Genomic DNA, 13601 nt, shown 5'->3' on the forward strand with positions numbered 1-13601 from the left:
TTTACATAAAATTAATGATTTCTTCATATTTTTGTAGGAAAATATTTTATTTTATTTAGTTTGATCAAATGAAAAAAATCGGTTTTATCTTGATGTTTAGTTTTCTATTACTGCTTTCATGTGGTAAGAAGAATGAAGTAATCCGATCTTTTTGTTATTGGAAAACGGATTTAAATTTTGATAAGAAAGATGATTCTTTAATCGAAAAAATAAATGTGCGGCATATGTACATTCGTTTTTTCGATGTCGATTGGAACTCATATGAAAATGAGTCCCTTCCAGTTGCAAATATTCGAAATATTAATCTCAATAAAAGTCATCTCGAAGTTACGCCAAGTGTTTTTATTACGAATGAAGTTTTCTTAAAAACAAACAAAGGTCAATTAGACACTTTAGCGGCTCGTATTATAAGACGCATAAAAGAAATAGCAGAAAACAGAATTAATGAGGGCATTAAAAAAGCAGATTATTCTAAAGTTAATTTTAAAGAGATTTTAATCGATTGTGATTGGTCTCCAAAATCAAAAGACAATTATTTTTACTTATTACAACAAATCAAAAAAAGGCTACCGAATAAAAAAATCTCTGCAACTATAAGACTTTGGCAATATAAATATGCTACAAAAGCAGGAACTCCCCCAGTTGATAAAGGATTATTAATGTGTTACAATATCACTAAGCCAAATGATATTAAAACTGAAAATTCTATAGGAACCAGTAGTGAATTAGCTCAATATATAACGCACAATAAATATAAACTCAAACTAGATATTGCGTACGCCAATTTATAGTTGGGCTGTTGTTTTTAGAGGAAATCAATATAAAGGAATTATATCTGATTACGGCAAATTAATAAATGATAGTATAAAGCATAAGAAGTTATCAGCGAATAAATATGTTTTAAAAGAAGATGTTGTGGCCGGTAAAACATATTTAAGAAATGGAGATGCCATTAGAATCGAAAAAATTTCAGACGAAGAATTAGAAAAAATGATTTCAATAGTAAAAAATAAAATTGAAGTTGATAATCAAACCAAAATCACATTTTTCTCATTTGATAAAAAATTTATAAACGATTACGGAATTCAAAATGTATCAAAATATTATGCGCGTTTTTAGTAGTTTAATTTTAATGTTGACTTTTCAGTTTTCATTTGCCTGCATTGGCTACAATGTAACTGAAAATGTAAGAATAGCACTTTTTGAGGCAAAACGTGCTGGGTTTTCAGGTCTTTCGCCTTTTTATTATTCAGCAGACCTCTATTATTATACTTCGGGATCTGGTTTTCCAGATTCAGATTTTTTTACTGACGATTCTTTCAGCGAACTTCGGCATTTAAATTGTCAGGAATGGAGAAAAAAATTAGGTAATCAAATTAAGGAAAATGATATTTATATTATTTTATATAAAACAGATTCAAATGAATTTATAAAAGCTTATGAAACAAAAACATTAGGTAAAAAATTTAAAAGAAATACTTTTATAAATAATTTGCTATTACACGAAAATAGAGAATTTTTAGAATGTGTTCTATTTGCAAAAAAAATAGAATATAGTAATAACCGTTGGGGTTTTGAAACGTATTCCATTGATATTGCAAAAAGTAAACAAATGCTTTTGAATACTAAAGATACATTTTTAAGGCATCGATATGCTTTCTTACTTTTAAAGTATTATTTCTATAAGGAAAATTCAAAGGAAGTATCACGATTATACAATACTTATTTTGGAAAAAATCTAAATACAGTTTTAGAGTTTTGGGCCTTGGATTATAGTCCTCAAACATTAAACGAAACAAGTTCTAGCTATTATTCGTTATATGATTTTTTAATTTCTTACCGCTATAAACCCTCCATGATTATACATAATAAGGATGTAAAAGCAACTCTTCATGAGGTTTCGTTAGCCGAAAATAATAGTGTGGAAAGTGTTGATATAGCAATTGATAATTTTCGTAATCCTGGGCAGTGTTTAAACGAAATAAAAAAAATAGCGAGATTAAGTCCAAATAACTTTCTTTTAGCATTTTTAATTGGAAGAGAAGTAAATAAAATTGAAGATTGGATTTTTACACCTAAATATACAAATTATATTTCCAGTGTTGTTTATGCTTATGGAGATTACGAAAAAGCAAAAAAAGAGAATTACGTAAAAGATATTTTATATTTAAGAAAGCTCAGAAGCTTTTTAATTGATCTGCGTAACCGAACTTCTGGTGAACAAAAAGATTTTATAGCAGCGACAATTGCACAGCTTTATTTTATTGATAATGAAATTGATAAAGGCAAGGCATTTACTAGTATGATTACAGAGAATGCAAATGCATCTATTCAAATGCAAAAAAGTATTCAGTTAGCTCTTATCTCTTTAAAGCAAAATGATTTGAGTGATAAAAAGGTTCAAAATCAACTTGCTGTATATTTTAGCTCAGTCGAAAATTTGGTAAAAAAAGATGTAAAACTTTCTAAATGTCTTTATAGTTTATATTCATTCGCAAGTGAAGAATTTTCAAAACAAGGCGAAGAAGCCATTGCAGGATTACTTTTTATCAAAGCAAAATTAGCGAATGATGATTCTGATTATTTTGATTTTGATTTCGATTATATTGGTTATTTTGAGCGCCATGCCGATATAAAAAACGTGAATTACTTAATTGCATTACATCAAAAAAACAAAAAATCATCTTTTGAAAAACTCATTACTTCACAAACAATGAAAAAAGATGTGAATCTATATAAGGATTTATTAGGAACAATTGCTTTTAGAAATAATGATTTAGAATTTGTCTGCGAAAGTATTTAAATCTATGCCACGACATTTTTGGAGTAAAAATGAAATATTTAAAGAACTTTTGAATGAAAACCCATTCCACCCTAAAGTTCTAGTAAAACCAAAAGAGAGGATATACAATTACAATTTTAACAAAGCAGATTTTGTATCTAAAATTATCCAATTAAAAAAGCAGAATACTGTCGCGAGTAACATGCAATTGGCAAATGCCTATTATAATACTTCTTATTTTGGAAATTCTTGGGCAATGATTGCTTATGATAAGTTCAGTGTTTATAATCACAGATATGAATATCGTGATAATAATCAAGAATTGAAAGCTAAATATCAAAACGGAAATTATTACAATTTAACAACGGCCAGAATGTATTATCAAAAAGCTTTAAAAATGGCAAAAACTAATGAAGAAAAAGCACTGGCAAGTTTAATGATTTTCGAATGCAATTACTACAGATATAACTTTTCAGGTTTCAATTCTTATGAGATGAATTATTTCCCTGTTTACAATTTTATTCAAACTCATTATCCTTTTTATTATGAATTTTATTATAGAGATCATTTTGATACTGAGAAAAATGAAAAATTTAAAGGCATTGAGGAATTAAGTAATTTTTATTCCATCTATAAATCAACTGAAACTTTTAAAAAATATGATTGTCCATTGTTAAGGGAGTTTTTAAATTAAACTAAAAAAGCGTTCGCACAGCGAACGCTTTTTTATATAAGCAAGATTTCAAATCTAAGATCTAAAATCTAAAATCTAAAATCTAAAATCTAATCCCGAGGCTTCGGGACTAAAATCTAAAATTAGATAGCAGTTACAATTGCTAAGAAATCATCTGCTTTTAAAGCGACACCTCCAATTAAACCACCATCTACGTCTGGTTTACCAAAGATTTCTTTAGCATTTTCTGGTTTTACAGAACCACCGTATAAAATAGAAACTTCGTCTGCGATTTCAGCTCCAAAAGCTTTACGGATAGTTTCTCTAATGAATTCGTGCATTTCTTGTGCTTGTTCTGGTGAAGCAGTTTCTCCAGTTCCAATTGCCCAAACTGGCTCATAAGCTAAAACAACTTTTGACCAAGATTCTTTTGCGATTTGGAAGATTCCATCACGTAATTGATTCTCAACAATATTGAAATGATTATCAGATTGACGATCTTTTAATTCTTCTCCAAAACAGAAAATTACAGTCATATCATGTTTCAATGCAGTATCCACTTTATTTGCGATTAAAGCGTCAGTTTCATTAAAAATAGCTCTACGCTCAGAGTGACCTAAAATTACTGTATTAACACCAATGCTTGTTAACATATCTGCAGAAATTTCTCCTGTAAAAGCACCGCCTTCAGCTTGGTGAACGTTTTGTGCAGAAACACCGATAGTTGTATTTTTTAATTTTGCAGTATGCGACTTGTAAGTTTACAAATGTTGGAGCTACAATTACTTGTGCATTCGTTTTTGCTGGAATTTTAGCAATTAATTCGTTCAATAATTCTTCAGTTTGAGCGACATTTTTATGCATTTTCCAGTTTCCTGCAACAATCGATTTTCTCATTTTGGTAGTTTTTATTATTTTTTTAATTTTTGTTTTTTGAATATAGCATGGACATTTAATTTTGAAGTTGTCATTGCTATTGTTGTTTTATTTTAAACCTTTTAAAGTTTCCTCTATTTTAGCAAAATCAGTTTCTATGGCGCGGTAAAGCACAATTTTTCCAGTTTTGTCCACAACGATATATCTCGGAATCCAGTCTAAATCTATGGCTTTTCCAAAAAGACCTTTCATTCCATCATTCATCATATAATGATCTCCTTTTAGTTCATGTTTTTCGATTCCTGCTTTCCATTTATCAGCAGTTTTATCAGCAGAAATGAATAAGTAAGAAACACCAGGATTATTGGCTTGTAATTCTTTTAATTTCGGCATTGCTTTTACACAGTCGCCGCACCAAGAAGCCCAAACTTCAATTACTAATGTTTTTCCTTTGTATTTTTTTAAGATGTTTTTAAAAGTGGTCTGACTATCGTCTGTTCCTAATAGTTTTTCAGATAAAGCTTCTTTAGAAAAGTTTGTTTTCTGAGCTTGTGAACATGAGAAAGTGATAAATGCAATTACAGCAAGAGCAATTTGTTTCATATGTAAATTAAATTAATTTTTTATTAAGTACTGAATTCACAAAGTTAAACAAACAAATTGAAAGCCAAATGGAGATTAACAAAATTTGAAGAGTCACTCATTTTGTAACAAAACAAAGATTTTCGGTTAGAAAATAACGAATGAAATCGTAATAGTTGGCTCTACAATAGGGTCTTTTTTTGAATGCATTTTTTTAGTGTCAAAAAAAGAATTGATTTTTTGGATGAAAGACTAATTTTAAAGGCAAAAAAAAGTCAGATTTAAATAAAAAAGCCTTCAATAAATTTTATATTATCGAAGGTCTTAATGCCTTTTATTTTAAAATTTTAAAACGCAATAAAAGAGTAGTAGAAAGTAAATTAAAATTTTCGATTGTTTCGTAAGGGAATAATTTCTTTTCGTAAAAAAAGCCGCAATTATATTACAGCTTTTTATATATTTTATAAAGACTTTAATCTATGTATTACAATTTCAAATCATCCACATCGTTATAATGAACTTTTTGAATAATTGTTCCGTCATGCACTACAACAATACTTGGATTTGCTCTTTCAACCGTTTTTAAAGCTGTTCCGTCACAGAAATAGAAGTCTGTATCTAGATTATATTGTTTTTTAGCTTTTGCAATTTCATCAGCTCCAGACGCTGTCATCGCGATTACTTTATACCCTTTTGCTTTTGCATCTGCGCTTACTTTTGCTAACTTTTTCATTCCCTCAGGATTTGACAAAGTTAAATCGTAAGTAACAAAAATCAACAATTTAGGTTCTTTTAATAATTCTTCTTTATAATCAGAATCATCTTTTGTCATTGTAAAATCATGAATTGGTGGTACGTAACCTTCTATAATTACTTTGTCTTTACGGTCAACGAAAGTTGCGCCTTCTGGAATATTCATTAAATCCTTCTCTGTAAATTCTTTATCAACGCCATTTACTTTGTAGATAAAAATCATTTCCACAACAGACTTTGGAGCGCCTTCTGGAATTTCCATTCCTTTTTCAATGTTTGTTCCCACCTTATACGGACGGAAATCTTTGATCGGATTGTGATTTAAAACCCAAACTGCCATAAACACACATAAAACGATACTGATCAAAGTGATGATATTGGTACCTAATTTTGAAAATAAAGGTTTTACTAATTTTTGATTAATGAATAAAATCAAGATAAAGAAAAGTAAAACAACATCTTTTGTAAATGACTGCCAAGGTGTTAAATGTAAAGCATCACCAAAACAACCACAGTCTTTTACTACATCAAAATAAGCGGAGTAGAAGGTAAGGAAGGTAAAGAAAACAATTAAAAGCAATAGTGCCCAGATTGTCAATTTTGATTTGTATCCAACCAATAACATTACACCTAAAACTACTTCTAAAATAACCAAGAAAATTGCTAAACCTAAAGCCAATGGCTCTAAAAATGGCATATTGAAAACTGGTTCGCTAAAATATTCTGCTAATTTATAAGAGAAACCAACGGGATCGTTTAGTTTAATTAATCCAGAAATGATAAATAATACACCGACAAATAAGCGGGAGAATTGAGTAATGATGTTTTTCATGGGGAAAGTATTAAAATTTTAATTTCCAATTTTTTTAATTTCCAAATTCCAAAATCTCGTGGGAGAATTGGAATTTGGAATTGGAATTTGGAATTTCTATTTGTTTATAGGATTTAGGATTAGAGCAAATACAGAATAATTAATCATATCCTGATAATTAGCGTCAATGCCTTCAGAAACTAAAGTCAGGCCTTTATTATCTTCAATTTGTTTTACGCGAAGTAGTTTCTGCAGAATCAAATCGGTTAATGAACTTACGCGCATATCGCGCCATGCTTCACCGTAATCATGATTTTTAGCTTCCATTAAGTCTTTGGTTAACTTTACTTTAGCATCATATAATTCGGTTGCTTTTTCAACATCTAAATCTGGCTGGTCAACAACGCCCAATTCCAATTGAATTAAAGCCATGATAGAATAATTGATAATTCCGATAAATTCTCCTTTTTCATCTTCATCAACTTTACGAACATCGTTTTCCTGTAAGCTTCTGATTCTTTGTGCTTTTATGAAAATTTGATCAGTCAATGACGGAAGCCTTAAAATTCTCCATGCACTGCCGTAATCTTTCATTTTATTGATAAATAAGGTTCTGCAAACCGTGATTACATTATCAAATTCAAGGGAAGTATTCTTCATTTATTGCTGTATATTTGCTAAAATTTCTTCAAAAATAAGGATTAAATTAAAGAGTTTCAAGTTTCGGGTTTTCTTTGTTTCAAGTTTTTTCTAAACAAAGTGTTAATGCAGATAACTTGAAACTGAAAATTATGTTTCAAGTTTCAGGTTTCAGGTTGCAAGTGGGAGAACTTACGCAATCTAAATCAACTTGAAACTTGAAACAAATAAAACTTGAAACAAAATGTTTATTAACTGCAAAGGCGAACTTATAGATTTATCGATTCCTAAAGTAATGGGAATTTTAAATGTTACGCCAAATTCCTTCTTTGACGGAGGAAAATATAAAAACGAAAACGAAATTATTTCTCAGGTTGATAAAATGCTTTCTGAAGGCGCGGCATTTATAGATATAGGTGCCTATTCAAGCAAACCAAGCGCAGAATTTGTTTCGGAACAAGAAGAAATTGACCGAATTGTTCCTGCCATTGAATTGATTTTAAAGCATTTTCCCAAAGCTTTATTGTCGATTGATACCTTTAGAGCCGAAGTTGCAAAAGCAAGCATAGAAAGCGTGCGGCGATTATAAACGATATTGCGGCGGGAGAACTTGACGATAAAATGTTTGAGGTAATTGCAAAATATAATGTCCCATATATAATGATGCACATGCGTGGCAATCCGCAGACGATGCAGAGTTTGACGCATTATGATGATATTATAAAAGAGATGCTTTTTTATTTTTCTGAAAAAGTTAAAAAAGCAAGAGCTTTAGGGATTAATGATTTAATATTAGATCCTGGTTTCGGTTTTGCCAAAACAACGGATCAGAATTATGAAGTAATGCAAAAAATGGAACTTTTTAATATTTTAGAATTACCTGTTTTAGCTGGAATTTCAAGAAAATCGATGATTTATAAAACTTTTAATACTACGGCACAAGAAGCTTTAAATGGCACAACTTTTCTAAATACAATTGCTTTGACAAAAGGAGCGAAAATATTACGTGTTCACGATGTGAAAGAGGCTGTGGAATGTGTGACTTTGTTTGATAAACTATATTTATAATAATAAATAATCGCTTGGTTTGTCATTTCGACTAATCACACTCGAAACTCTGCAAAGATTGCCGATTTTCTTAAGGAATACTAGTGTGATTTCTCCTTCGTCGAAATGACAAACTTCATTCAAAAAATAAATAAATATGAAATACATAAGCTTAATTATAATCTGTCTTTTATTCTCCTGCGGTAAAAAAGAAGACGTTTTACTTCCAAAATCAAACGTAACAATTGTAAAAGATGTACAGGATCTTTCGCCTATTTACATCTTTTTTAAAACTGAGGGAAAAGATACAATTGCTGATGTAAATCGAAAAAGCAGTATCATTTCAACCAATTGGATTTTGAATATTGACAAACGTCTGCCATTAAAACTGGTAATTCCGGAGGTAATGAAACTGCAGGAAAAAAAGAGAGCCGACAGCGCCCACAAAAACGAAAATGCCGAAAATTATTATTCCTATGCAGATTCCATCGGGAAGAATTTGGCGTTTTTACCTTTCACGAAAGTGTATTATAAAATGGAAAATGTCAGTAAAAATCTCAGTCAATTGTATTTTAGAAGAAACGGAATGATAGAATATAGAGGCAGAAAAACCTATGATTTTCCTAAAAATAATTTGAAACCTTTTTTAGATAGTCTAGTAATAAATCCAAAAGCTGAAATTATATTTTCTTATGATAAAAAGATGCTTTACGGAGATTATATTCAATGTAAAATCTTGGTCAAAACGATAGTTGATCAAAAGATTCCATTCGTTTTTATAAATGAAGGAAAAGAGTATATCTACTAACAGTTTTACAATTAACCAATAACCAATAACCAATTAACCAATAACCAATTAACGAAATCGACGATTTAACGATTAACCAATTAAACGTTACTGATGATGATAAGGTTCATTGCGTAAAATCGTAAACCCGCGATACAATTGTTCGATAAAAAATAAACGCACCATTTGATGTGAAAATGTCATCAGCGAAAGCGAAATTTTTCCCTGCGCTTTGCTGTAAACCGTATCAGAGAATCCGTAAGGTCCGCCAATTACAAAAACAAGCGTTTTGATTCCCGAATTCATTTTCTTTTGTAGTTCTTCTGAAAAACCTACGCTGGAGAAGTTTTTTCCGTTTTCATCCAACAAAATCAATTGATCGGTTGGAGAAAGTTTAGACAGAATCAATTCGCCTTCTTTTTCTTTTTGCTGACTTTCAGATAAGTTTTTTACGTTTTTGATATCGGGAATAATCTCCAAATCAAATTTGATGTAAAATGATAAACGTTTGGTATAATCGTCTATCAAAGTCTGAAGCGATTTATTATCTGTTTTGCCTATGGCGATAAGTTTGATATTCATTGATTATATTTTTTTGCCACGAATCACACGAATTTGCACGAATTTAAGTTTATTTTTTTTTGCCACAGATTATAGGATTTAAAATGATTTTTTAATCTGTAAAATCTGTGGCGACTAAAACACTATTTTTTATTCTCAAAAACAGTTTCAAAATGTTCTACAATAGGAAATGGTTCGTAATAATGATGTAAAATCTTTTTCCATTCCAAGTACGCTTCAGAATTTCTAAAACCTACGGTATGATCTTCAAGTTTGTTCCAGTCGACCAATAAAAGATATTTGTTTTCGACTTCCAAACATTTTTCTAAACGATGGCCTAAATAACCATCAATTGATGAAATGTATTGACTTGCTTTTGCAAAATCATTTTCAAATTGATTTGCTAATTCTGATTTTATAAATAGGAATGCGGCTTCTAGAATCATAATGTGATTTTTTTATCTGCTTGATCTGCTTAATCTGCGGGAAAAGAATTATCTCTCGCAGATTTAACAGATTTTTTTATTTTTTTTTAAAATCCGTGAAGTGTATTTTTTACGCAGATTTTGCAGATATTATTTTTGACATTTTACCATAAAAATCTGCGTTAATCTGCTTAAATCTGTTTAAAATCTGCGTGTAATTTCGCAAAGATAAGACACTTAGTTTTTAGAAAATTTAGATTCAAAAGTTTTAAACCTCGCATCCAAATCTTTCAATAATTGCTTTTTAACCGCTTCATCCTGAATAAAACTGTAATTAATACTGTTGTAAACATATTGCTTTATGGTTGCATACGAAACATCCTGATATCTTTTAGCCAGTAAAACATATTGTTCCGTCATGTTGCTTCTTAAAATTCCCGCATCGTCTGTACTGATTACAATTGGCACATTAAATTCTTTGTAAAGTGTAAACGGATGTCTGTTTTCTTTTACTTTCAAAATGAATTCGTTACTCACTAAATTGATTTCAATAGGAATATTGTTTTTTGACATGTATTTCAATAAATCATATGAATTGGCTTCATATGCAATATCAACCCCGTGTCCGATTCGGTTAGCCCCTGCAATATAAATGGCGTCGTTAATATGCCACGTTAAATCTTCGGTCGCACCAAACCTAATGCCAATTCGCCTGCGTGAAGCGTATATTTTACCTCTGGAAATTTAAAGTGACAGTATTTGAACATCACCATGTGAAGCCAATAATCTTTCATTGAAGTTGATCCGTGTTCTGGAGAAACAATATTAACGCCGGCAGTAAGTTTACTTTCGTTAGAAGAAATAAAAGCAATCACTAAGTTTTTGAATAGATCAACCGGTTCCATAAAACGAAGAACAAAGTTTTGATAACGCATCGTAAAGCGTTCATCATCAATTTTTAAATCTTTATGAAGTTTTGCTAAGAAATTGGTATTGAAATCATCAGCATATTTTTTAGCATCTTTTTTCTGAAGTGCTTTATATAAATCGTCTAAAAGTTTCAAAACCGCTTTTTCGTCTTTTTGAGCAGATGCCTGACGCAATTTTGCATTAAAATCAGTCAAATCAGAAACATTCATGTCGCAAGGAATCGTAGATAATTGCGTTTCGATATAAGTAACATTTTCTGCAATGGCACGTTTTTTTAATTCGAGCATTCCTTCGGCAAAATGACCTGCAATAGTAGGTTCGAATTTCATAAAAGAATCAAAAAACTGATCATCAGACGGAACAGAACCGTTATAATCTTTAACTGACCAAGTCTGCATAATCTGTTGTTCGTAATAATCTAATTTTCCGTTGTTTTTAAGAGAAGAGAAGGTTTGCCAATTTCCGTTTTCAGGTTTGGTTTTAGAAACAGCCATGGTTTCTAAATTCAAATAAAAGTCTTCTGCAATGGCTCTTTCTAAAAGAGGTTCTGCATAAACTGATCCTGAAAAATGATGGTGTAAATCGCCTCCTTTTGGCATTTGTTGAAAAAAAGCTGTTAAGAGAGCTTCATTATTTCTGATTTTTTCTAAATAACTTTCAGCCGATTGAGAAAAGCCGATTTGTGCTATAAAAATACAGAAAAGCGTAATTATCCTTGTCATACTCTAAGTTTAAATTACATGCAAATATACGAGTTTTCGAGGAGATTTGAAAATCGAATTTCTTTGTGTTGTTTTTTAACGCAAAGAACGCAAGGTTTTATCCCAGACATAGATTAATACAAATGCAAAAGTTCGCAAAGCTTTGCCTAAAAAACTTTGCGAACTTTGCGTAATTCTTTGTGTGCTTTGCGGTAAAAAAAAAACTTAGCACCTAGCATCTCAGTACCTTAGAACCTTTAGGAAAACAAAACATCCCTAATATCTTCATTCTTATCAAAAACACTTTTTGCAAAAGGACAAAGCGGAATAATTTTTAGATTGTTATTTCGCGCATAATCTACTGTTGCCATAAGTAGTTTTTTTCCAACTCCTTTTCCGCTGAATTCTTCGTTAACTTCTGTGTGGTCAATTATGAATTTTGAGTCTCCAGCCCAAGTGTAGGTCATTTTTCCAGCTTCTTTCCCATCTTCTGTGGCTTCAAAATAGCCTCTTTTTATGTCGTTTATTTGATTTATTTCCATGATAATTTATACTAATGAAGTTTCTATTTTAATTGTATTTACAAGTGTTTTATGAACAGGGCGACTGTTTGCAATTTTTAAAATTCGTTGTTTTTGAGCATCGTCTACGTTTCCATTAATTAAAATTTTCGTTGAAAACAATGAAACGGTATGTTCTTCATTTTTGTCAAAATCTACCCAGATACTAAGTTCTGAAACATCCCAGCCTTTGCGGTCAATATACATTCGCAATGTGATTAAAGTGCAGGAAGCCAGAGATGAAGCGAGAAGTTCAAACGGACTAAAACCTAAATTTTTTCCGCCCATTTCCTGCGGTTCATCTGAGATAAGAATATTTCCCGTTTTAGATGTTATTTCAGTACGATATTTTCTTGTATCGATTGTTGCTTTAATGGTATCCATAAATTATTTGATTCTTGGTTCTGGTAATGGAACAAATTCAGTTTCGCCGGGAACTTTTGGAAAAGTCTGCGCTGTCCAGTCTGTTTTGGCTTTTTCGATTAGGTTTTTATCCGAAGAAACGAAATTCCAAAAGATAAAATGCTCTTCAGGAAATGGCTGTCCTCCGAAGATATAAACCGTAGAATTTGCGACAATTTCAAACTCACAAAGCGTACTGTCGTTTGTAATCAAAATTTGTTTCGGATCGTAAACGTGTTCACCGCTTTTGATACTTCCTTCTAAAATATACAAACCGCTTTCGCCAAATAAATGATGTCCGATGTTGATTTTTTTAGCCTCAGTGCTTTTAATTTCAATAAAATACAACGGACTGTAAACCGGAACTGGAGATTTTTTGCCAAAAGCTTCTCCTGCAATTAATTTGTATGAAACGCCGTCTTCTTCCCAAGCCGGAATATCATCTGCCTCAACGTGCGTAAAATTCGGATCCATTTGCTCTAACTCTTTCGGAAGCGCCACCCAAATCTGCAATCCGTGAAGCATTTTGTCTGAATGTCGTAAATATTCTGGAGTTCTTTCAGAATGTACAATTCCTTTTCCGGCCGTCATCCAGTTTACGGCACCTGGTTTTATTTCTAATTCTGTTCCTAAACTATCGCGGTGCATAATGCTTCCTTCAAACAAAAAAGTAAGTGTTGAAAGTCCGATATGCGGATGCGGAGGAACATCCATATTTTCATGATCACTTAAATGCGCTGGCCCCATATGGTCGATAAATACAAATGGTCCAACGGCTCTTTTTTCACGGAAAGGCAATAAACGCCCCACCATAAAGTTGCCAATATTGGCGAGCACGTTCTTCGATTATTAAACTGATATTTGACATGGTTATATTTGATTTGAAAACAAAATTACAGCAGGCGTGCGTGTCTGTAACTTAATTTAGATTAAGAAACTTGTTTTTGGATTTTTCTGAATTATAAAAGTAAGGAAAATAACGAATAATTCATTTCATTTTCGTTATTGTAAAATGAGTGTAATTTTTGTCAGACTGAGCGAAGTCGAAGTCCCGCAAAGTGATTCTGCATGA

14 protein-coding genes and 3 pseudogenes are annotated in these 13601 nt (G+C 31.2%); 6 read left to right on the forward strand and 11 right to left on the reverse strand.

Features of this window, described 5'->3' with window-relative positions:
• The first annotated feature begins 68 nt into the window (after positions 1-68).
• The 4 genes from ACZZ95_RS15745 (at position 69) to ACZZ95_RS15760 (ending at position 3476) form a co-directional block, all read left to right on the forward strand.
• A complete protein-coding gene (locus tag ACZZ95_RS15745; protein ID WP_463469753.1) occupies positions 69-791 on the forward strand; it encodes a hypothetical protein in 723 nt (240 codons plus the stop codon).
• A complete protein-coding gene (locus ACZZ95_RS15750) occupies positions 772-1119 on the forward strand; it encodes a hypothetical protein (RefSeq protein WP_463469754.1) in 348 nt (115 codons plus the stop codon). The genes ACZZ95_RS15745 and ACZZ95_RS15750 overlap by 20 nt, the downstream gene beginning before the upstream one ends.
• A 493-nt stretch (positions 1120-1612) precedes the next feature.
• On the forward strand, positions 1613-2803 hold the full coding sequence (locus ACZZ95_RS15755; protein ID WP_463469755.1) for a hypothetical protein: 1191 nt from the start codon (positions 1613-1615) through the stop codon (positions 2801-2803).
• Positions 2804-2807: 4 nt separating this feature from the next.
• A complete protein-coding gene (locus tag ACZZ95_RS15760) occupies positions 2808-3476 on the forward strand; it encodes a hypothetical protein (protein WP_463469756.1) in 669 nt (222 codons plus the stop codon).
• Between the two features lie 122 nt (positions 3477-3598).
• Here the strand turns inward: ACZZ95_RS15760 and tpiA are convergent.
• The 4 genes and pseudogenes from tpiA to ACZZ95_RS15780 all read right to left on the reverse strand — a co-directional run bounded on the left by tpiA (position 3599) and on the right by ACZZ95_RS15780 (position 7137).
• Positions 3599-4352, reverse strand: a pseudogene (tpiA, locus tag ACZZ95_RS15765) (triose-phosphate isomerase).
• Between the two features lie 87 nt (positions 4353-4439).
• Positions 4440-4934: a TlpA family protein disulfide reductase gene (locus ACZZ95_RS15770; protein WP_095954761.1), complete on the reverse strand. Its 495-nt coding sequence runs from the start codon at positions 4932-4934 to the stop codon at positions 4440-4442.
• Positions 4935-5397: 463 nt separating this feature from the next.
• Complete coding sequence (locus ACZZ95_RS15775; protein ID WP_463469757.1) at positions 5398-6498, reverse strand: BT_3928 family protein; 1101 nt, start codon at positions 6496-6498, stop codon at positions 5398-5400.
• A 96-nt stretch (positions 6499-6594) separates the two neighbouring features.
• Positions 6595-7137: a DUF1599 domain-containing protein gene (locus tag ACZZ95_RS15780; RefSeq protein WP_053473476.1), complete on the reverse strand. Its 543-nt coding sequence runs from the start codon at positions 7135-7137 to the stop codon at positions 6595-6597.
• Between the two features lie 223 nt (positions 7138-7360).
• Here ACZZ95_RS15780 and folP point away from each other — a divergent pair.
• Positions 7361-8184, forward strand: a pseudogene (folP, locus tag ACZZ95_RS15785) (dihydropteroate synthase).
• Between the two features lie 136 nt (positions 8185-8320).
• Positions 8321-8971: a hypothetical protein gene (locus tag ACZZ95_RS15790; protein ID WP_463469758.1), complete on the forward strand. Its 651-nt coding sequence runs from the start codon at positions 8321-8323 to the stop codon at positions 8969-8971.
• Positions 8972-9058: 87 nt separating this feature from the next.
• Here the strand turns inward: ACZZ95_RS15790 and rlmH are convergent, their stop codons facing one another.
• The 7 genes and pseudogenes from rlmH to ACZZ95_RS15825 all read right to left on the reverse strand — a co-directional run bounded on the left by rlmH (position 9059) and on the right by ACZZ95_RS15825 (position 13397).
• Positions 9059-9532, reverse strand: coding sequence for a 23S rRNA (pseudouridine(1915)-N(3))-methyltransferase RlmH (gene rlmH / locus ACZZ95_RS15795; RefSeq protein WP_026982293.1), 474 nt, complete (start codon positions 9530-9532; stop codon positions 9059-9061).
• A gap of 122 nt (positions 9533-9654) precedes the next feature.
• Positions 9655-9957 carry an antibiotic biosynthesis monooxygenase family protein gene (locus tag ACZZ95_RS15800; protein ID WP_463469759.1) on the reverse strand — a complete coding sequence of 101 codons (303 nt, stop codon included), beginning with the start codon at positions 9955-9957 and terminating at the stop codon, positions 9655-9657.
• Positions 9958-10173: 216 nt separating this feature from the next.
• Entirely contained in the window at positions 10174-10680 is a 507-nt protein-coding gene (locus tag ACZZ95_RS15805) for a hypothetical protein (RefSeq protein ID WP_463471693.1), read from the reverse strand.
• A complete protein-coding gene (locus ACZZ95_RS15810) occupies positions 10611-11588 on the reverse strand; it encodes a hypothetical protein (protein WP_463469760.1) in 978 nt (325 codons plus the stop codon). The genes ACZZ95_RS15805 and ACZZ95_RS15810 overlap by 70 nt, the downstream gene beginning before the upstream one ends.
• Positions 11589-11824: 236 nt before the next feature.
• Positions 11825-12109 (reverse strand): GNAT family N-acetyltransferase, encoded by a 285-nt coding sequence (locus ACZZ95_RS15815; protein WP_463469761.1) that lies wholly within the window; start codon positions 12107-12109, stop codon positions 11825-11827.
• A gap of 6 nt (positions 12110-12115) precedes the next feature.
• Positions 12116-12511: an OsmC family protein gene (locus tag ACZZ95_RS15820; RefSeq protein ID WP_463469762.1), complete on the reverse strand. Its 396-nt coding sequence runs from the start codon at positions 12509-12511 to the stop codon at positions 12116-12118.
• 3 nt (positions 12512-12514) lie between these two features.
• Positions 12515-13397, reverse strand: a pseudogene (locus ACZZ95_RS15825) (pirin family protein).
• Positions 13398-13601 lie beyond the last annotated feature (204 nt).

This window comes from Flavobacterium sp. AC267 (assembly GCF_979258715.1).

What these genes read in the sequence shown, in the direction of transcription:
- ACZZ95_RS15745 (WP_463469753.1), top strand. Translation starts at nt 69, where the DNA reads ATGAAAAAAATCGGTTTTATCTTGATGTTTAGTTTTCTATTACTGCTT.
- ACZZ95_RS15755 (WP_463469755.1), top strand. Translation starts at nt 1,613, where the DNA reads ATGCTTTTGAATACTAAAGATACATTTTTAAGGCATCGATATGCTTTC.
- ACZZ95_RS15760 (WP_463469756.1), top strand. Translation starts at nt 2,808, where the DNA reads ATGCCACGACATTTTTGGAGTAAAAATGAAATATTTAAAGAACTTTTG.
- ACZZ95_RS15770 (WP_095954761.1), bottom strand. Translation starts at nt 4,934, where the DNA reads ATGAAACAAATTGCTCTTGCTGTAATTGCATTTATCACTTTCTCATGT.
- ACZZ95_RS15775 (WP_463469757.1), bottom strand. Translation starts at nt 6,498, where the DNA reads ATGAAAAACATCATTACTCAATTCTCCCGCTTATTTGTCGGTGTATTA.
- ACZZ95_RS15780 (WP_053473476.1), bottom strand. Translation starts at nt 7,137, where the DNA reads ATGAAGAATACTTCCCTTGAATTTGATAATGTAATCACGGTTTGCAGA.
- ACZZ95_RS15790 (WP_463469758.1), top strand. Translation starts at nt 8,321, where the DNA reads ATGAAATACATAAGCTTAATTATAATCTGTCTTTTATTCTCCTGCGGT.
- rlmH (WP_026982293.1), bottom strand. Translation starts at nt 9,532, where the DNA reads ATGAATATCAAACTTATCGCCATAGGCAAAACAGATAATAAATCGCTT.
- ACZZ95_RS15800 (WP_463469759.1), bottom strand. Translation starts at nt 9,957, where the DNA reads ATGATTCTAGAAGCCGCATTCCTATTTATAAAATCAGAATTAGCAAAT.
- ACZZ95_RS15810 (WP_463469760.1), bottom strand. Translation starts at nt 11,588, where the DNA reads ATGACAAGGATAATTACGCTTTTCTGTATTTTTATAGCACAAATCGGC.
- ACZZ95_RS15815 (WP_463469761.1), bottom strand. Translation starts at nt 12,109, where the DNA reads ATGGAAATAAATCAAATAAACGACATAAAAAGAGGCTATTTTGAAGCC.
- ACZZ95_RS15820 (WP_463469762.1), bottom strand. Translation starts at nt 12,511, where the DNA reads ATGGATACCATTAAAGCAACAATCGATACAAGAAAATATCGTACTGAA.